Source organism: Pseudomonas sp. KH_027, from assembly GCF_057838565.1.
The window spans coordinates 2,886,113-2,905,451 of record NZ_CM174470.1; the positions used below are offsets into that span (position 1 = coordinate 2,886,113).

A 19,339-nucleotide genomic window follows, 5' to 3' on the forward strand; every position below is an offset into this window, starting at 1 on the left:
AATACTCAACTAAGCGCATCAATTAAGTCTTGAATAACGCCTGCAACAGCTGTCCCAAGGTTAGTAAAAACAGTCACCACTGCCAGAGAAATAAGCCCACCCGCCACGGCATATTCCACGACTGTCAGACCGTCCTCGTCCTTCATAAATTTCAACACCGAAGTTTTGATTGCTTGCAGAGTCATTTCGCTCACCTCACTCGAGTCTTGTTCTTCCAGGGAACTGGCAGTGCTTTGTGCCCCGCCTGCTTGAACCCTAGTTGCCAGACAAAACAGGGGTTAGGAGTTTTTTGCACATCACAGGGACTTTTTTGCAGGCACACCCATGCATAGTGGCAACAGAGTTAAAGCAACCTACTTTTCAGCTTCATCGATTCACGAATGAGAAGCTGGAAGTGCGCGGAAGCGTCCCTCATTTGCGTCCCGCACGAAGCCCTTGCGCCGGGTCATGTGGATCGCCTACCAGAGCTACAGGCTTGAGCCGGGTGTATTTCCCTGCCCTGGCTGCCGTACAGACCGATCCGTTCAGCGCGACCACTGCCCAATCAAACTGCAGTTGTACATTTGCCGTTTGCCCAGCCCTCTGCAACGCTCAAGAGGAATCGGGTCGCACTGGCGACTCTCGGCCGAACAAGGAGATGGGGAGATGCAGCGGCGAGATCAGGTGCTGGTAACGCCCGGAGGGATAAGCACAGGTGGGCTGCTGGTAATTCTTATCGTGGTGGCATCCTTGCCCCTGATCCTCTGGGTCGCAGCCGACTGGCACGACCAGCAGCGGGTGGGTCAGGTCATGGTGTTGAGCCTCTGTTTGCTGGCCAGCGCCTATTTGTTCACCCGCAAACCGGCTGCCCCTCCCCTTGTTGGCCCCAATACCCGTTGGTGCATGGCGGCCCTGCTGATCGCCGGCTTGGCCTCGGCCTTACTGGCACGGCATATCTCTTGGGCGCTGGCCGAGTTGAGTCTCGCTGCATCGAGTATCGCCTTGGGCGGGTTTGTCGCGATGTCGCGACGGACCATAGGCCCAGCCCTGGATCAGGCGCTGATCGGCGCCGTCGCGCTGCTTAGCAGCTGCCTCTTAGCGCTGTATTTCCTCATTTACCAGTTGATGCTCGCCAAAGACCTCGAGCCTTTCGTGGCCTATAAGCTGCTGTGGGGGTTTTCCAATCCACGTTTTTTTGCCCAGTTCCTCGCGCTGACACTTCCCCTGATAGTTTTTCCCCTATTACACGAGGGGACATCGCGTCGGGAGGCCCTAGTGGTTTCCATTCTGGCGGCTCTCTGGTGGACGGTCGCAATCACCAGTGCCGCCCGCGGGTTGGCACTGGGTATGGCCGCTGCCATGGCTTGGCTGAGTCTGTCAGGAGCCGTCGGTCGGCGCTGGAGCATGCTGCAGTTGCGTTCAGCCGGGTTGGGGTTGCTGATCTACTTGTTACTGCTGTCGGTCATCCCGGCCTTGCTAAACACTGAAGTAACGGCACTTGCCACTGAACGGCTCACCACTTCGCTGTCCTTACGCGAGGTACTCTGGCTTCAAGCAGTCGAGATGATGTTTGAACGGCCGTGGTTAGGCTTTGGCCCTATGCATTTCGCCGACCACTACAACCCCGTGGCAAGCCACCCCCACCAAGCAGTGTTGCAATGGGCCTGCGAATGGGGCATCCCATCCGCGCTTGCCGTCAGTGCTCTGGTTTTTCTTGCCGCACGCACCACCTTCCGCACGCTTCGAGCGACGGCTAATTCCAGCACTCCGCCCGACCTGCTGCGCGTCTGCCTGGCGGGCAGTATTGCGGCCGCTCTGACCCTCGCCATGGTGGATGGCGTACTGGTGATGCCCTACACGCAACTCTGGCTCGCGATTCTGGGAGGCTGGCTACTTGGCCTGCATCCGGCCTCCCCATCTCAGAATCAGCCCTCTTTTCTATTGCGTAGCGCTTGGCTGATGACACAACTCCTGGCCATTACGTTGCTGTGGGGCATCGTGATCCGTGACTTACCAACCCTTACGGCGCAAAACAAGAGTTACATCCAAGCCTTCAACTCGCCTGTGCAACCTCGCTTCTGGCTACAGGGCGTAATCGACGACCTTGATCAAGCCCAGGTGACGCAAGACCGATATCGTCGGCAAAAGGAGAAGGAAAGCAATCCACTCGGCAATGAGTCCGCGAAGGGAATTGCACATACTCACTAATTCGAAGAAGGGGTTCCCAAATCGCCAATCGACTACTGCCAAGTCAGCAAAAGCAATGCAGACAGTTTCCGCAAGAGCGGCGAAAAACGGAAGAGAAGGAACGAGTTACGAATGCCTCTGCAACTAATTCGCAAGAGACGAGCGGTCGATCCCAGATACGCCGGGAAAAACCGAAAAATCCACGTGAACTCTGGCTCCGGAGCAACACTTAGAGCACAACGAACTAAATAAGTTATTTATTACTAGGATTTGATCTTTGCAGTAGTGGCACAATGACAATACTGCTGAGAGGGGACTACACAGGGCGCAGAGCTAAGCAAATGAAGTCTAACTCGGCCAATAAACCACTCCTTTTATGGCTCGATCTAACCCACGATCGCTCCACGGAAGGGCTCATCGCACAATTCAACGCTTCCTGCGACTGCCGGTTGGCGAAAGACCCTTTGCTTGCCAGCAGGGAGCAGAGCCAGCAGGGCCAGCAGGTGGACATGATCTGCATGCATTTCGATCGCCCCGACATGCTCGGCCTCAACCTGTTGCTGCAGGTAAAACGCACAGCCCCCTCCATCCCGATCACCATGTTCACCGTGCAGCACTCGGAAGAGCTAGCCGTCTGGGCAATGCGCTCCCGGGTCTGGGAATACATGGTTCTACCTCTTTCGACCGCCGAAAAAAACCGCTACCTGCACTCCCTGGAGCAACTCTGCGAGCTGCGCCGCAGCACCAATGGTCACGGCAAAAAGCCGCTAGTCGATCACTCCCCGTCTCTGCCGGACAGCATCCGGTTGACCGCAGCACACCAGAAGCACCAGGCTCTCAACAAGGTGTTGCTGTACATCGACCAGCATTTCCGGGACAGCATCGACCAAAAGGAGCTGGCGCAGCGCTGCGGTATGACAACATTCCGCTTCAGCCGCCTATTCAAGGATGTGAATGGACTTGGCTTCATGGATTACGTGCTGAGCAAGCGCATGGACTTTGCCCGGGAGTTGCTCGACAACAGCCAGATGCCGATCACCAGCATCGGCTATGAGGCCGGCTTCAAAGACCCTTCCTACTTCGCACGCGCCTTCAAGCAGTTCGCCGGCTGCACGCCCAGCGAATACCGCCAGGCGCGTCGCTCCGAAGTACCTGTAGCAGCGCCGGCATTGGACGATGTACCGGTAAAGGTGATCGACAGCCTGATGCTACACGCCTAGCCCAAGCGGTCCAGCTCCGCCAAAAACTCCGCTTCATCCAACACTTTCACCCCCAGCTCACTGGCTTTCGCCAGCTTCGAGCCGGCGCCTGGACCAGCCACCACGCAGTGCGTCTTAGCCGAAACCGAACCGGCCACCTTGGCTCCCAGGGACTCCAGCTTCTCTTTGGCCACATCCCGGCTCATCACCTCCAGCGTACCGGTCAGCACCCAGGTCTGCCCGGCCAGCGGTAGGCCTTCGGCGGCCTTTTTCTCGCTTTGCCAATGCATGCCGAACTCGCGCAACTGGGCTTCGATGGCCCGTGCGCGCTGGGCATTCTGCGCCGCGTCGAAAAACTCGCGCAGGGATTTCGCCGCCTTCTCGTTCAGCCGTTCGACCTGACGCAGGTCGAGCCAGTCGGCGCCGATGATGGCGTCCAGCGAGCCGAACCTGGCTGCGAGTTTTTCCGCGCCAGTGGCCGCGATAAAGGGAATATTCAGCTTGTCGATAAAGCCCGCCAGAGTGGCGCAAGCGGCGAACTCCGGATGCAGGTCGCCCTCCTCCTGCAATTCCAGACCACGTTCCAGCAGTTGTGCGATCACCGAACGGTTATGGTCGTCCTCGAAGAAGCTGTGGATCTCATGCGCGACTTCCGCACCCACGTCCGGCAGATAGGTCAGCACCTCCGGCAGGGCCTGCTGGATGCGTTCGAGCGCACCAAGCGAGCGGGCCAGGACCTTGGCCGTTTCTTCGCCGACATCCGGAATACCCAGGGCATAGATGAAGCGCGCCAGGGTCGGCCGCTTGCTATCGGCAATCGCCGCCAGCAGGTTTTTGGTCGACAGTTCGGCGAAACCTTCCAGGTCGACGATCTGCTCGAAGCCCAGCGTGAACAGATCGGCGGGCGATCGCACCAGCCCCTCGTCCACCAGTTGCTCGACGATCTTCTCGCCAAGCCCTTCGATGTCCAAGGCCCGCCGCGAAACGAAGTGGATGATCGCCTGCTTGAGTTGTGCGCCACAGGCCAGACGCCCGACGCAGCGATACGCCGCGCCTTCGCTGACGGTTTCACGGCCCTTGCTGCGTTTGATCAATTGGGTGCGTTCGACGGCCGAGCCACATACCGGGCACTCGCCCGGCACCTTGACCGTTCGTGCCGCACGCTCGTCCGCCGACCAGTCCGGGCGCCGCTCCAGCACCACTTGCACGACTTGCGGAATCACGTCGCCAGCGCGGCGGATGATCACGCTGTCGCCAACCATCAGCCCCAAGCGCTCGACCTCATCCATATTGTGCAAGGTGGCGTTGGCGACCATGACACCGGCAACCTTCACCGGTTTCAGCCGCGCCACCGGAGTGACGGCGCCCGTGCGACCGACCTGGAACTCCACCGCCAACAGCTCGGTCAGCTCTTCGCTGGCCGGAAATTTGTGCGCAATCGCCCAACGCGGCTCACGGGCGCGAAAACCCAGCTCGCGCTGCCAGGCCAGGTTGTTGACCTTGAACACCACGCCATCGATCTCATAGGGCAGCGTGTCACGCTGGGCGCCGATGGCCCGGTAGTAATCCAGGCACGCTTCGGCACCCTGGGCCAGCTTCAATTCATGGCTGATCGGCATGCCCCAGCCCTTGAGGGCGGTGAGGATACCGATATGGGTATCCGGCAGCTCGCCCTGCACCTGACCGATGCCATAGCAGCAGAATTCCAACGGGCGGCTGGCGGTAATCTTCGGGTCGAGCTGGCGCAGGCTACCGGCGGCGGCGTTACGCGGGTTGGCGAAGGTCTTGCCGCCGCTTTCCAACGCACGGGCGTTCAGCGCATCGAAACCGGCACGGGACATGAACACCTCGCCGCGCACTTCCAACACCGCTGGCCAGCCGCTGCCGTGCAGCTTGAGTGGAATATTGCGCACGGTGCGCACGTTGACGCTGATGTCCTCACCGGTCGAGCCGTCACCGCGCGTGGCGCCGCGCACCAGTTGACCGTCGCGGTACAGCAGGCTGACCGCCAGGCCGTCGAGCTTCGGCTCGCAGCTGTATTCCACCGTTGCGCCGGCACCGAACAGATCGCCAGCGGGCAGGTCCAGCCCTTCCCTGACGCGACGGTCGAACTCCAGCAAAGTGGCTTCGTCGAAGGCGTTACCGAGGCTGAGCATCGGTACTTCGTGCTTGACCTCGCCAAAGGCCGACAGCGCCAGGTTGCCCACGCGCTGAGTCGGCGAATCGGCGGTCACCAGTTGCGGATGCTCGGCTTCCAGCGCCTTGAGTTCGTGGTACAGCCGGTCGTACTCGGCATCCGGAATGCTCGGCGCATCGAGGACGTGGTAGCGATAGTTGTGCTGATCCAACTCAGCACGCAATTGTAGGATGCGCTCGGCGGCATGCGTTGTGGTTGTAGAGGCATCGGTCATGACGGTTCTCTCGAAAACGAAAAGAGCAGCCTGGGCTGCTCTGCAATCAGTTCCCTCTCCCTTCAGGGAGAGGGGGGCGCTGTGTTAGCGCTTGTGAGTCAGCAACTTGCGCTCGAACTCGACGATGCGCTGGCGATAATGCTCGATGGTCTGTGCGGTCATTACGCTGCGCTGATCGTCCTTCAGTTCGCCATTCAACTCATGGGCGAGTTTGCGCGCGGCGGCCACCATCACATCAAAAGCCTGCTTGGGGTGACGCGGGCCCGGCAGGCCGAGAAAGAAGCTCACTGCGCGGGTGCTGAAGTGATCGATATCGTCCAGGTCGAAGGTGCCCGGTTTAACGCCATTGGCCATGGAGAACAGCACTTCGCCATTGCCGGCCATGCTTTCGTGACGATGGAAAATATCCATCTCGCCAAAGCGCAGACCGCTTTCCAGAATGTTCTGCAGCAGCGCCGGACCATTGAAGCCTTCGCCTTCACGGGCGACGACGTTGATCACCAGCACTTCCTCGACCGGCGGCAAGCCTTTGCTGTCTTCCTGGGCCGTGACTTTGCGCTTTTTCGGCTCAGCGTCATCGACCGGGTTGAGCAGCGTCGGCACCGGCTCGTCGAGACCAAGATTGAGGTCGCCCTGATGCGGTTCGACCGGCGTCCCACGGCGGCGATTGAGCTCGCGCGCGCTCATGGGCGGCAGGTCCTCTTCGATCTTGGGTTCCTGATGACGATCCAGTACCCGTGGCGGCCCGAGCAATTCCGGCGCACCGTCATCGTCCGGCAGGTTGGAGAAACTCCGATCGAGCCTGAACTTCAACTTGCCCTTACCACCGCGCATCCGCCGCCAGCCATCGAAAAGAATGCCAGCGATAACAATGATGCCGATGACGATCAGCCACTCGCGCAGACCGATATCCATGTAATTCTGTAACCCCTAATAAAAATAATAATGAAGAAAGGGCATCCGCGCCCACATTCAAAAATCCAAAACCGGTAACAGCTACGCTGGGTGCCAACTCCATGTTCTGACTGGCGTTTTCCATCCGTAACGAAAAGTGGGCATTAAGCTAGCACGACGAAAGGCAACTTTACACCGCCATGCGCATCATGCCTCAACCAAAGCCAGGGCTTCCTCCACATCCACTGCGACAAGCCGCGAACAACCAGGCTCATGCATGGTCACCCCCATCAGCTGATCGGCCATCTCCATGGCGATCTTGTTGTGGGTGATATAGATGAACTGCACGGTTTCCGACATTTCCTTGACCAGCCGCGCATAGCGGCCGACGTTGGCGTCATCCAACGGCGCATCCACTTCGTCGAGCATGCAGAACGGCGCCGGATTCAGCTTGAAGATAGCGAACACCAGCGCCAGCGCGGTCAGCGCCTTCTCGCCACCGGAAAGCAGGTGGATGGTGCTGTTCTTCTTGCCCGGCGGCCGCGCCATGATCGTCACCCCGGTATCCAGCAGATCCTCGCCGGTCAGCTCCAGATAGGCATTGCCACCGCCGAACACTTTCGGGAACAGCGCCTGCAGGCCGCCGTTGATCTGGTCGAAGGTCTCCTTGAAACGGTTGCGGGTCTCCTTGTCGATCTTGCGAATCACGTTTTCCAGAGTATCCAGCGCTTCGACCAGGTCGGCGTTCTGCGCATCCAGGTAACGTTTGCGCTCGCCCTGCTGCTGGTATTCGTCGATGGCGGCCAGGTTGATCGGGCCCAGGCGCTGAATCCGCGCGGCCAAGCGCTCCAATTCTTCTTCCCAGGCCCGCTCGCTGGCTTCGGCCGGCAAGGTGCCGAGCACGCCGTGCAGGTCATAGTTGTCTTCCAGCAACTGATCCTGGATGGCCTTGCGTCGCACGGTCAGTGCTTGCCATTCCATGCGTTGCTGTTCGAGTTGGCCACGCAGCAGTTGTGACTGTTGCTCGGCCTGGGTCCGGCGTTTTTCCGCGTCGCGCAGTTCGCGATCGGCATCCTCCAGGGCCAGGCGCGCCAGCTTGAGCTCGTCTTCCACGCCCATGCGCTTGTCGAGCAGCTCTTCGAGCTTCATGCGCAGCTCTTCCAGCGGCGCCGCCCCCTCATCGAGATTGAGGTTGAGCTGCTCGCGCTTTTCGCTCAGGCGTTCGGCCTGCAGTTCGAGCCGCTCGAGAGCCTGGCGCGTCGAGTCATGTTGCGCCTTGAGCGACCCCAGGCGCACGGCCAGTTGATGGGCATGATCCTTGTGCTGACGGGCTTCCTGGCGCACCCGGTCGAGCCGCTCGCGCAATGCGTCGCGTCGCGCCAGCAATCGCTCGCGCTGCTCGGTGTCGACGGCCATGGCATCCAGGGCGTCCTGCAGTTGCAGGCGCGACTCGCCCAACTGCTCATGCTCGATGGCACGCTGCTCACCGAGTTCGCCGAGTTCTTCGTCGAGACGCCGACGACGCAGGGTCAACTGTTCGACCTTGGCCTGCCCGGCGGACAACTGCGCTTTCAGCTCGCCCTGCCGGCGCGCCTCTTCCTGCAGGCGCCGGCGCTGCTGTTCGCGCGCATCTTCCTGCACCTGCTGGGACTCACGCAACGCCAACAACCGCTCATCGAGACTGGCCAGGGTCGCTTCCCGCTCTTCGCGCTCCAGGCCGAGGCGCTCCAACTCCTGGCCACGGGCCAGCACGCCGCTTTCCGCTTCGCTGGCACGCCGTACCCGGAGGAAATGCCGGCCGACCCAGTAACCGTCGCGGCTGATCAGACTCTCGCCCTCGGTCAAGCCGCTGCGCCCGGCCAAGGCCGCATCGAGGGACTCGACCGGCCTGACAGCAGCCAGCCAGGGCGTCAGATCGACAGCGGCCTCGACCTTGTCCAACAGGCTGCCCGCGACCCGCGCACCACCTTTGGCCGGGCTGACCAGCCGCAAATCGCCCTGGGCGAAACCGGCCAGGTCCAGCCCGGCCAGGTTCTGCCCTGCGTCGTCCAGCAGCACGGCCTGCAAATCCGCGCCGAGTACGGTTTCCACCGCCAACTCCCAGCCCGGCTCGACCCGCAGGCCTTCGGCCAGACGCGGGCGCTCACTCAACTGTTGCTCACGCAGCCACTCGGCGACACCGGTGCCGGGGTCGAGCGCGGCCTGTTGCAAGGCCTCCAACGAGGCCAGCCGGCCGTTCAGCCGCTGCAGTTCACCTTGCGCCTGTTGCTGGGCCTGCCCGGCCTGCTGCAGTTCGGTACGCAATTGTTCCAGCCGCTCGACCAAATCCAGCTCGGCCGCGTGCAATTCTTCGAGGGTCAGCTCGCTGCTGGCGACTTGCTCGCTCAGTTCAAGGATCGCTGCGTCTTCCGGGTCGGCCGCCAGTTGCTCACGCTCGTCGCCCAGGCGCCGCTGGCGTTCGGCCAGACGTTCCAGGCTGTATTCCAACTGCTGGATCCGCGACTGCTGCACCTCGGCCTGACGGCGCGGCTCGGCGCTGCGCTGGTTGAAGCCATCCCACTGCTCCTGCCAGCCGTGCATGGCGGTTTCCGACTCTTCCAGGGTAGCCGCCGCCTCTTCCGCCGCGGCGCTGGTGATTTCCTGCTCGGGTGCGAGCAGCGCCAGTTCTTCGCCCAGGGTGGCCAGCAACGTGCGGTCGTGGCCGAGGTGGGATTCGGTTTCCAGGCGCGAACGCTCGGCCTCGTTGAGGTCGTCCTGCAACTGGCGCAGGCGTTGCTGGCCATGCTGGATGCTCTGCTCGACGCGGGCGATATCGCCGCCCACGGAATAGAAGCGCCCTTGCACCAGGTTGAAGCGTTCGGACAGCTCGTGATGGCCATCACGCAGGCGCTCGATGCTGGCATCGGCATTGCGCTGTTCAGCGACCAGGGCTTCAAAGCTGATTTCCTGGTTGCCGATCACCGCTTCACGCTGGCCGACCTGCTCGTTCAGCGCCTGCCATTTCAGCGCCGACAGCTGCGCCTTGAGCTGGCGCTCTTCGGCTTTGTATTCCTGGTACTTCTCGGCCGACTGGGCCTGGCGGTGCAGGCGATCGAGCTGGCGCTCCAGCTCTTCGCGCAGGTCAGTCAGGCGCGCGAGGTTTTCATGGGTGCGGCGGATACGGTTTTCGGTCTCGCGGCGGCGCTCCTTGTACTTGGAGATGCCAGCGGCTTCCTCGATGAAGTTGCGCAGATCCTCCGGCTTGGCTTCGATCAGCTTTGAGATCATGCCCTGCTCGATGATCGAGTAGCTGCGCGGACCCAGGCCGGTGCCGAGGAAGATGTCGGTGATGTCGCGACGCCGGCATTTGGTGCCGTTGAGGAAGTAGGTGTTCTGGCTGTCGCGGGTGACCCGGCGGCGGATGGAAATTTCCGCGTAGCCGGCATATTCACCGACCAGGGTGCCATCGGAGTTATCGAAAATCAGCTCGATGGACGCCTGGGTCACCGGTTTACGGGTGTTCGAGCCATTGAAGATGACGTCGGTCATCGACTCGCCACGGAGGTTCTTCGCCGAACTCTCGCCCATCACCCAGCGAACGGCGTCGATGATGTTGGACTTGCCGCAACCGTTGGGGCCCACCACCGCCGCCATGTTGCTCGGGAAGTTGACCGTGGTCGGATCGACGAAGGACTTGAAGCCCGCCAGCTTGATGCACTTTAAGCGCATAGATCGCCTTCCCTAGCCCAGAGCACTTAGCGTTCAGCCAGCGCGGCGAGAACCATCTGGCAATTGTGCTTGCCGTAAGCGCTCAGCACCTCGCGGATCTGCTGCGGGTCGCGGGCGATCACCGCCTGCAGCAGGCCGGCGAAAGCATTGAGGAACTGGCTCATCTCGGTTTTGCGCCGCTCCAGCGCCAAATGGTAGGTGCGGCTGATGGCCGGCAACAGGTTCTCCAGCGTTTCCTGCAAATAAGGGTTGTTGGCGAACGGAAAAGCGGCGCGCATGACGTCGAAGCTGTCTTCGACAAAAGTGTCGATGTCGCCACGCTGCGCACTTTCGCTCAGGCGCTGTTGAATCACCAGGAATGGCGCCAGATCTTCCTGCACGCGCCAGCGTTCGGCCACGGCGAAGCCCAGCAGGATGTAGAGCTCCATCACCAGGGCGTAGAGGCTCTGCACATTGTGCGGGGTGAGTTCGGTTACGTGGGCGCCACGGCGCGGCAGGATGGCGATCAGGTGGCGACGCTCGAGGATCAACAGCGCTTCACGCACCGAGCCGCGGCTGACATTGAGGGATTGGGTGACTTTCAACTCTTGAATGCGCTCACGCTCTTTCAGTTCACCCCGGATGATGCGCTCCGCAAGGTGGTGAGCAATCTGCTCGGCGAGGCTGTCCGGGGCCTTGAACGTCATGGTTTTCCTTCGAAATCGTGGCTAACGCGCAGGCCGCGAGTGTAACACAGGGTGTTACCCGGCCAAGGTGACGGCGGCTGGGCTTTCTGACCAAAAGGTGGGCTTGCGGGGGCTGGTTTGAAGAATTGATTGTCCTACAATCCTACAAAGCACCTCCCAGCCACAACAATAAATGGAGCCCAACATGTTCGAACGCCTGCCTTCAAGCTGGATGCTCATCTTAAAGAAAGTCGGTTATTGGATCTGGCTGATTCCGGTGCTCGGCATCCCGTTGAGTTATTACTGGTCGCAAGGCAGCGAGTATGTCAACGCCTGGCCTTACCTGGTGGTCAGCATCGTCTTCGGGGTGATCCCACTGCTGGACGCTATCGTCGGTCGCGATCCGGCCAACCCGGATGAAACCGAAGATGTCCCACGGATGGACAAACAAGGCTATTAGCGCTTGCTGAGCCTGGCTACCGTGCCCTTTCTGCTCGGCATGCTGATCTGGGCCGGCTGGGCCTTCGCCGCCAACGACGCCTGGGACTGGGTCGGCCGGCTGGGCTGGGTGCTCTCGGTCGGCACGGTGATGGGCGCCATCGGCATCACCGTGGCTCACGAGCTCATCCACAAGGACCCGCAGCTCGAGCAAAATGCCGGCGGCCTGCTGCTGGCGGCGGTGTGCTACGCCGGTTTCAAGGTCGAACACGTGCGCGGTCACCATGTGCATGTCTCCACCCCGGAAGACGCCTCATCGTCGCGCTACGGGCAAAGCCTGTATGCCTTCCTGCCGCATGCCTACAAGCACAACTTCACCAATGCCTGGGCCCTGGAAGCCGAGCGCCTCAAGCGCAGGAGCTTGCCCGCCGGGCATTGGCGCAACGAGCTGATCGGCTGGTATGCCATCAGCGCGCTGTTTCTGCTGGGCTTCTGTCTGGCCTTTGGCTGGCTTGGCGCACTGTTCTTTCTGGGCCAATCGTTCATCGCCCTGACCCTGCTGGAGATCGTCAATTACGTCGAGCACTACGGGTTGCACCGGCGCAAGCAGGACAATGGCCGCTATGAACGCACCAACCCGACGCATTCCTGGAACAGTAACTTCCTGCTGACCAACCTGTTCCTCTTTCACCTGCAACGGCACTCCGACCACCACGCCTATGCCAAGCGCCGCTACCAGGTGTTGCGCCACTTCGATGACAGCCCGCAGCTGCCCAACGGTTATACCGGGATGATCGTGCTCGCGGTTTTTCCGCCGCTCTGGCGGGCGGTCATGGACCCACGGGTGCGGGCCTTCTATGCCGGCGAAGAACACCAGTTGACCGATTCCCAGCTCGCCTCCTGAGCCTCAGTGGAGCGCAGCAGACTGTGCGCTGCGCTCCACGAGCCGGCCCTACTCCAGCGCCAACGCTTGCTTCACCGTTGCACTGCGGCAGGCGGCGAACATATCCAGCGCCGGGTCATAGACGCGGGTACGGACTTCCAGCAGCCCGAGCATGGAGTGGAACAGATTGTCCTGGCTCAAGGGCTTGTCGCGCTCGGCCCGCAGGCAGTCGCCATCGAGCCCGAAGGCCTGCTGATAGGAGCCGGAAAACCAGGCCAGCAGCGGCACATGTTTTTGCTGATCCGGCGCCATCAGATAGGGCGTGCCGTGCAGGTAGAGGTTGTACTCGCCCAGCGACTCGCCATGGTCGGCCAGGTAGAGCATGGCACTGTCGACCTTACCCTGATTGCTGCGCAGCAGATCGATCAGACTGGCCAACACATGATCGGTGTAGACCAGGGTGTTGTCGTAGCCATTGACGATGCTCTCGCGGGAACAATCATTCAACGCGTTGCTGCTGCAGACCGGGGTGAACCGCTCGAAGGCTTTCGGGTAGCGCTTGTAATAGTCCGGGCCATGGCTGCCCATCTGGTGCAGCACCAGCACCGTGTCCTGCTCCAGGTTGTCGATGAAACCTTGCAGGTCTTGCAGCAGTATCTCGTCATGGCACTCGCCATCGGCACAGAACTGCGGGTCTTGGCCATTGCTCAGGTTATCGAACGCCACCCGCTCGCACGTGCCCTTGCAACCGGACTGGTTGTCGCGCCAGAGCACATGGAGGCCGGCGCGCTGTAACACATCCAGCAAACCTTCCTGGGACTTGGCCTGGGTCGCGCTGTAATCGCGGCGGCCCAGATTGGAAAACATGCAGGGCACCGATACCGCCGTCTCGGTGCCACAGGAGTGCACATTGCTGTAGGCGATCAAGCCGCTTTCGGCCTGCAATTGCGGCGTGGTGTTGCGGGCATAGCCGAGCACGCCGAAGTTCTCCGCCCGCGCACTTTCACCGACCACCAGAACCGTCAGCGATTTGCGCTGATGGGTCTTCCAGGTCGCGGCTTTGACGGCGTCGGTGCCCACCTGCCGGAAGGGCTGCTGGCGCGAATTGATCTGCTCGCGCAGGTAGCTCAGCGAAGCGCCCACGTAATTGCTCGGCACCACCATCAGGCGCAGTTCATGGTGATTGCGAAACAGCGACGACAATCCCTGGTAATTGAGCAGCGCCACCGCGCCCAAGACCGCCACACAGGCCGTACTGACCAACACCTTGCTCAACAGTTCGCGGTGCCAAACCCGGTAGTTGACCGGCGTACGCCACAGCAGAATCACCGGCAGTACGCCCAACAACAGGACATAACCCGCCAGCTTGGGCGACAACAGGTCACGCACTTCCGCCACATCGGTTTGCGCCGCGTTGCGCAACATGCCCAAGTCGATCAGCACACCGTACTGGCTCATGAAGTACGCCACGCCGGCACTGATCAGCAGCAAGAGCGTCAACACCGGCTTCAATACCCAGCGAAATGCCAGCAGCGTCAGCACCAGGTTGAAAATCGTCAGCACGATCAACCCGAATGCCAGGCGCATGAACACCCCTTGCCCGTCCCCGGAGGTGATTGAGAACAGGTGCCGCCAGAGCACGAAATTGCAGCACAAGAGCAGAAACGCGCTGCTCAATAGGGTCAATACTTCAGGGCGCACGGCCTTAATTTTCAGCATGGAGTCTGCTTGATCCCACTCAAGACAGGTATGGCGTTCCATACCTTGTGTGGGAGCGCAGCCTAGGCACGTCGCTATTAAATTTTCGTGAAAAAAAGCTGAACAAAAGGTTTTCGCGAGCGCTGCGCGACACCCATGCAGCGCCGCAGTGCAGACCAGCAAGGGGCTGTGCTCGGCTCATAGCGCAAAGGCATGACGATTGCTTGACCATAAGGTCAAATATTTATTGACCCAAAAGTCAGAAAACTCTAAATTCGTCATTAATGCGAGCCCTCGTTTAAAACAATAAAGTGCCTGGAGGTCGTCCTTGATCCAGTTTTTACTCAACCGTGAGCTGCGCACCGAGCAGCGTCTCGACCCGAATGTCACCGTGCTCGATTACTTGCGCGAGCACGTCGGCAAGCCCGGAACCAAAGAAGGCTGCGCCTCTGGCGATTGTGGCGCCTGCACCGTAGTGGTTGGCGAGCTGGACAACTCCAGCGGCACGGAACGCATTCGCTATCGCACCCTGAACGCCTGCCTGACCTTCGTTGCCTCCCTGCACGGCAAACAGCTGATCACCGTCGAAGACCTCAAGCACGCCGGGCAACTGCACAGCGTGCAGCAGGCCATGGTCGACTGTCACGGCTCGCAGTGCGGCTTCTGCACCCCCGGTTTCGTCATGTCGCTGTTCGCCCTGCAAAAGAATAGCGATGGCTTCGACAAGGCCGACACCTTGGAGGCGCTGGCCGGCAACCTCTGTCGCTGCACCGGCTACCGCCCGATCATCGATGCGGCCGAACAGGCCTGCTGCCAGAAACAGCCCGATCAGTTTGACGCTGCCGAAGCGCAAACCATCGCCCTGCTGAAAACCATCGCCCCGCGTGAAACCGCAGAGTTGAACAGCGGCGACAAGCGCTGCTTGCTGCCGCTGACCGTCGCCGACCTGGCCGACATCTACGCCGCCAATCCCGAAGCACGTCTGCTGGCCGGCGGCACCGACCTGGCGCTGGAAGTCACCCAGTTCCACCGTGAACTGCCGGTGATGATCTATGTCGGCCATATCGAATCGATGAAGCGCGTTGACATCACCGCCGACAGCATCGAAATCGGTGCTGCCACTGCATTGTCCGATTGCTACGCCGCACTGGCCAAAGACTACCCAGACTTCGGCGAACTGCTGCACCGCTTCGCCTCCCTGCAGATCCGCAACCAGGGCACCCTGGGCGGCAATATTGGCAACGCCTCGCCGATTGGCGACGCCCCGCCGCTGCTGATCGCCCTCGGCGCGCAGATTGTCCTGCGCAAAGGCAATGACACTCGCAGCCTGCCGATCGAAGACTACTTCCTCGATTACAAGGTCACGGCCCGCCAGGAAGCCGAATTTATCGAGAAAATCATCGTGCCACGCGCCCAGAGCAATCAGGCGTTCCGCGCGTACAAAGTCTCCAAGCGCCTGGATGACGACATTTCCGCCGTTTGCGCAGCCTTCAATTTGCGCATCGAGGATGGTGTGGTGCGTGATGCCCGCATCGCCTTCGGCGGTATGGCGGCCATCCCGAAACGCGCAGCAGCCTGCGAGCAAGCCCTGATCGGTTCGGCCTGGTATCCAGGGGTGGTCGAGCGCGCCTGCGCCGCCCTGGCCGAGGACTTCACCCCGCTGTCGGACTTCCGTGCCAGCAAGGAATACCGCCTGCTGATCGCCCAGAACCTGCTGCGCAAGTACTCCCTCGAACTGCAAACCCCTGAAGTCGAAACACGGGTGACCGCGTATGTCTAATCATCATGTAGCTAAAACCCAGGCCGAACTGGCCGAATTGTTCCGCGCCGATATCACCACAGGCGTCGGCCGCAGCGTCAAGCACGAGAGCGCTGACAAACACGTCTCCGGTGAGGCGGTTTACGTCGACGACCGCCTGGAATTCCCCAATCAGCTGCACGTCTACGCCCGCATGAGCGACCGCGCCCACGCACGCATCATCAGCATCGACACCGCGCCCTGCTACGCATTTGCGGGTGTAGCCATCGCCATCACCAGCAAGGACGTACCCGGCCAGTTGGACATCGGCCCGGTAGTTGCCGGCGACCCGCTTCTGGCCGATGGCAAAGTTGAGTACGTCGGTCAGGTGGTGATCGCCGTCGGTGCCGACAGCCTGGAAACCGCACGCAAGGCGGCCATGGCGGCGGTTATCGAGTATGAAGACCTCGAGCCGGTGCTGGATGTGGTCGACGCCCTGCGCAAAAAGCACTTCGTGCTCGACAGCCACCAACACAAGATCGGCGACTCCGCCAGCAAGTTGGCCAGCGCCCCCCGGCGCCTGCAAGGCAGCCTGCATATTGGCGGCCAGGAACACTTCTACCTGGAGACCCAGATCTCCTCGGTGATGCCAACCGAAGACGGCGGCATGATCGTCTACACCTCGACGCAGAATGCCACCGAAGTGCAGAAACTGGTGGGCGAAGTGCTGGGTGTACCCATGCACAAAATCGTTATCGACATGCGCCGCATGGGCGGCGGCTTTGGCGGCAAGGAAACCCAGGCCGCCGGCCCCGCGTGCCTGTGCGCGGTGATCGCACACCTCACTGGCCGGCCAACCAAGATGCGCCTGCCGCGCGTCGAAGACATGCAGATGACCGGCAAACGTCATCCCTTCTACGTCGAATACGATGTTGGCTTCGACGACAATGGCTTGCTGCACGGCATCGAAATCGAACTGGCGGGCAACTGCGGCTACTCGCCGGACTTGTCCGGCTCGATCGTCGACCGGGCGATGTTCCACTCAGACAACGCCTACTACCTCGGCGATGCCACCATCAATGGTCATCGCTGCAAGACCAACACCGCCTCGAACACCGCCTACCGTGGCTTCGGTGGCCCGCAAGGGATGGTCGCCATCGAAGAGATCATGGATGCGGTCGCCCGCAACCTGGGCAAGGACCCGCTGGAGGTTCGCAAGAGCAACTATTACGGCAAGACCGAACGCAACATCACTCACTACCACCAGACGGTCGAGCACAACGTTATCCACGAGATGACCGCGGAACTGGAAGAAAGCAGCGAATACGCCAAGCGCCGCGAAGAAATTCGCGCGTTTAACGCCACAAGCCCGGTACTGAAGAAAGGCCTGGCGCTGACTCCGGTAAAGTTCGGCATCAGCTTCACCGCCACCTTCCTCAACCAGGCCGGCGCGCTGATCCACATCTACACCGACGGCAGCATCCACCTCAACCACGGCGGCACCGAGATGGGCCAGGGCCTGAATACCAAGGTCGCGCAGATCGTCGCCGAAGTGCTGCAGGTGGATATCTCGCGCATCCAGATAACCGCGACCAATACCGATAAGGTACCCAACACCTCACCGACCGCCGCATCGAGTGGCACCGACCTCAATGGCATGGCCGCCAAGAACGCCGCCGAGATCATCAAGCAGCGCTTGGTGGACTTCCTCGCCCGCGAATACAAGGTGACCCCGGAAGATGTCGAGTTCCGCAACAGCCAGGTGCGCGTGCGCAAACTGTTCCTGTCCTTCGAAGAGGTGATCCAGAAGGCCTACTTCAACCAGGTTTCGCTGTCGTCCACTGGCTTCTACCGCACGCCGAAAATCTACTACGACCGCGATAAAGCCGCCGGCCGCCCCTTCTATTACTTCGCCTACGGCGCCGCTTGCATCGAAGTGATAGTCGACACCCTGACCGGCGAGTACAAGATGCTGCGCGGCGACATTCTGCATGACGTCGGGGCCTCGCTGAACCCGGCCATCGACATCGGCCAGGTGGAAGGGGCCTTCGTCCAGGGCATGGGCTGGCTGACCACCGAAGAACTGGTGTGGAATGCCAAAGGCAAGCTGGTGACTAACGGCCCGGCCGGCTACAAGATCCCGGCCATCGCCGATATGCCGATCGACCTGCGCGTCAAGCTGGTTGAAAACCGCAAGAACCCGGAAGACACGGTGTTCCACTCCAAGGCCGTCGGCGAGCCGCCGTTCATGCTCGGCATCGCCGCCTGGTGTGCGCTCAAGGATGCCGTCGCCAGCCTGGCCGACTACCGCGTGCAACCGCAGATCGACGCCCCCGCCACACCGGAGCGCGTGCTCTGGGGTGTGGAGCAAATGAAGAAACTGCAGCAAAGCGCCAAGTCTGCTGTCGCCGCAGAGGTCGAACCAGCGTAACGCAAACCAGCCTGGGTGGATGTGCCAAGCGACATCCACCCTACGCCCTGAACCAAACAGGTGTAGAACAATGACAAAACACACCGAACCGAAAATCCAACCGCCGCGGCAGATTCCGGTGCCCATACTGGATCCTTCACCAAGCAACTGGCGTCTGCCCCGCCCGGGACAACTGCCACCGACCTGGAGGCTGAGCAAATGAGCTGGATCAGCGCCCTCGCCGACTTGCAGCAACAGGGGCAGCCCTGCGTGCTGGTGACCATCATCGAAGAGCGCGGCTCGACCCCGCGTAATGCCGGCTCGAAAATGGTGGTCACCGCCGACCGCATATTCGAGACCATCGGCGGTGGTCACCTGGAATACAAGGCGATGGAGTTGGCCCGCGAAATGCTCAGCAGTCGCAGCCAGGACACCCGCCTGGAACGCTTCAGCCTCGGCGCCAGCCTCGGCCAATGCTGTGGTGGCGCCACCGTGCTGCTGTTCGAGCCGATGGGCCAGCCGCAGGCGCAGATTGCCGTATTCGGCGCCGGGCATGTCGGCCGCGCCCTGGTGCCGCTGCTGGCCAGCCTGCCGTGCAAGGTGCGCTGGATCGATTCACGCGAGAGCGAGTTTCCCGCGCAGATTCCAAACGGCGCAGAAAAAGTGATCAATGACGAAGTGGTCGATGAAGTCGACAACATGCCCGCCGGCAGCTACTACATCGTCATGACCCACAACCACCAGCTCGACCTGGAACTGACCGCCGCCATTCTCAAGCGCAACGATTTCGCTTACTACGGCCTGATTGGCTCGCGCACCAAACGCGTCAAGTTCGAACACCGCCTGCGTGAGCGTGGCTTCCAAGCGGACGTGGTGCAACGCATGCGCTGCCCCATGGGCCTGCCCGAAGTGAAGGGCAAATTGCCGATCGAGATCGCCGTGTCCATCGCCGGCGAGGTAATAGCGACCTACAACGCCAGCTTCGGCCAAGAAGTGAACAAGGGCGAATCTGTCGCCAAGCTGCTGCCCAACTCACGCCGGGAGCAGGCCTGACCGCCCCTCTCCCCAACCCTCTCCCGTAAACGGGAGAGGGAGATAACCTCCTGCGCCACAATGACTATCGAACACT

At 61.1% G+C, this 19,339-nt stretch carries 11 protein-coding genes and 1 pseudogene; 6 read left to right on the plus strand and 6 right to left on the minus strand.

Features of this window, described 5'->3' with window-relative positions; genetic code table 11:
* Positions 1–5 precede the first annotated feature (5 nt).
* The gene (locus tag AC3IYG_RS13565; protein ID WP_489309174.1) at positions 6–185 is read right to left on the minus strand and encodes a Flp family type IVb pilin; all 180 of its coding nucleotides are present in this window, start codon (positions 183–185) and stop codon (positions 6–8) included.
* Between the two features lie 460 nt (positions 186–645).
* On the opposite strand from AC3IYG_RS13565, the gene AC3IYG_RS13570 reads away from it, so the two are divergent.
* Complete coding sequence (locus AC3IYG_RS13570) at positions 646–2,187, plus strand: O-antigen ligase family protein (RefSeq protein ID WP_489309176.1); 1,542 nt, start codon at positions 646–648, stop codon at positions 2,185–2,187.
* 320 nt (positions 2,188–2,507) lie between these two features.
* Positions 2,508–3,386 carry an AraC family transcriptional regulator gene (locus AC3IYG_RS13575; protein WP_489313912.1) on the plus strand — a complete coding sequence of 293 codons (879 nt, stop codon included), beginning with the start codon at positions 2,508–2,510 and terminating at the stop codon, positions 3,384–3,386.
* On the opposite strand, the gene ligA is transcribed toward AC3IYG_RS13575, so the two are convergent.
* The 4 genes from ligA to AC3IYG_RS13595 form a co-directional block, all read right to left on the minus strand.
* Positions 3,383–5,776 carry an NAD-dependent DNA ligase LigA gene (gene ligA, locus AC3IYG_RS13580; RefSeq protein WP_489309178.1) on the minus strand — a complete coding sequence of 798 codons (2,394 nt, stop codon included), beginning with the start codon at positions 5,774–5,776 and terminating at the stop codon, positions 3,383–3,385. The genes AC3IYG_RS13575 and ligA overlap by 4 nt on opposite strands.
* An 84-nt stretch (positions 5,777–5,860) precedes the next feature.
* A complete protein-coding gene (zipA, locus tag AC3IYG_RS13585) occupies positions 5,861–6,691 on the minus strand; it encodes a cell division protein ZipA (RefSeq protein WP_489309180.1) in 831 nt (276 codons plus the stop codon).
* Between the two features lie 186 nt (positions 6,692–6,877).
* Positions 6,878–10,378 carry a chromosome segregation protein SMC gene (smc, locus tag AC3IYG_RS13590; protein ID WP_489309182.1) on the minus strand — a complete coding sequence of 1,167 codons (3,501 nt, stop codon included), beginning with the start codon at positions 10,376–10,378 and terminating at the stop codon, positions 6,878–6,880.
* 26 nt (positions 10,379–10,404) lie between these two features.
* On the minus strand, positions 10,405–11,064 hold the full coding sequence (locus AC3IYG_RS13595; RefSeq protein ID WP_489309184.1) for a GntR family transcriptional regulator: 660 nt from the start codon (positions 11,062–11,064) through the stop codon (positions 10,405–10,407).
* A 184-nt stretch (positions 11,065–11,248) separates the two neighbouring features.
* On the opposite strand from AC3IYG_RS13595, the pseudogene AC3IYG_RS13600 reads away from it, so the two are divergent.
* Positions 11,249–12,385 (plus strand): annotated as a pseudogene (locus AC3IYG_RS13600) (alkane 1-monooxygenase).
* Between the two features lie 48 nt (positions 12,386–12,433).
* Here AC3IYG_RS13600 and AC3IYG_RS13605 read toward each other — a convergent pair.
* Positions 12,434–14,083, minus strand: a complete 1,650-nt coding sequence (locus AC3IYG_RS13605; protein ID WP_489309186.1) for a phosphoethanolamine transferase — start codon at positions 14,081–14,083, stop codon at positions 12,434–12,436.
* Between the two features lie 307 nt (positions 14,084–14,390).
* Between AC3IYG_RS13605 and xdhA the strand changes: the two genes are divergently transcribed.
* From xdhA to xdhC, 3 genes are all read left to right on the plus strand, one after another.
* Positions 14,391–15,842: a xanthine dehydrogenase small subunit gene (gene xdhA / locus AC3IYG_RS13610; protein WP_489309187.1), complete on the plus strand. Its 1,452-nt coding sequence runs from the start codon at positions 14,391–14,393 to the stop codon at positions 15,840–15,842.
* Entirely contained in the window at positions 15,835–18,231 is a 2,397-nt protein-coding gene (xdhB, locus tag AC3IYG_RS13615; protein ID WP_489309189.1) for a xanthine dehydrogenase molybdopterin binding subunit, read from the plus strand. Before xdhA ends, xdhB begins: the two co-directional genes overlap by 8 nt.
* 198 nt (positions 18,232–18,429) lie before the next feature.
* Positions 18,430–19,263: a xanthine dehydrogenase accessory protein XdhC gene (gene xdhC / locus AC3IYG_RS13620; protein ID WP_489309191.1), complete on the plus strand. Its 834-nt coding sequence runs from the start codon at positions 18,430–18,432 to the stop codon at positions 19,261–19,263.
* The last annotated feature ends 76 nt before the right edge of the window (positions 19,264–19,339 follow it).

What these genes read in the sequence shown, in the direction of transcription:
- AC3IYG_RS13565 (WP_489309174.1), bottom strand. Translation starts at nt 185, where the DNA reads ATGACTCTGCAAGCAATCAAAACTTCGGTGTTGAAATTTATGAAGGAC.
- AC3IYG_RS13570 (WP_489309176.1), top strand. Translation starts at nt 646, where the DNA reads ATGCAGCGGCGAGATCAGGTGCTGGTAACGCCCGGAGGGATAAGCACA.
- AC3IYG_RS13575 (WP_489313912.1), top strand. Translation starts at nt 2,508, where the DNA reads ATGAAGTCTAACTCGGCCAATAAACCACTCCTTTTATGGCTCGATCTA.
- ligA (WP_489309178.1), bottom strand. Translation starts at nt 5,776, where the DNA reads ATGACCGATGCCTCTACAACCACAACGCATGCCGCCGAGCGCATCCTA.
- zipA (WP_489309180.1), bottom strand. Translation starts at nt 6,691, where the DNA reads ATGGATATCGGTCTGCGCGAGTGGCTGATCGTCATCGGCATCATTGTT.
- smc (WP_489309182.1), bottom strand. Translation starts at nt 10,378, where the DNA reads ATGCGCTTAAAGTGCATCAAGCTGGCGGGCTTCAAGTCCTTCGTCGAT.
- AC3IYG_RS13595 (WP_489309184.1), bottom strand. Translation starts at nt 11,064, where the DNA reads ATGACGTTCAAGGCCCCGGACAGCCTCGCCGAGCAGATTGCTCACCAC.
- AC3IYG_RS13605 (WP_489309186.1), bottom strand. Translation starts at nt 14,083, where the DNA reads ATGCTGAAAATTAAGGCCGTGCGCCCTGAAGTATTGACCCTATTGAGC.
- xdhB (WP_489309189.1), top strand. Translation starts at nt 15,835, where the DNA reads ATGTCTAATCATCATGTAGCTAAAACCCAGGCCGAACTGGCCGAATTG.
- xdhC (WP_489309191.1), top strand. Translation starts at nt 18,430, where the DNA reads ATGAGCTGGATCAGCGCCCTCGCCGACTTGCAGCAACAGGGGCAGCCC.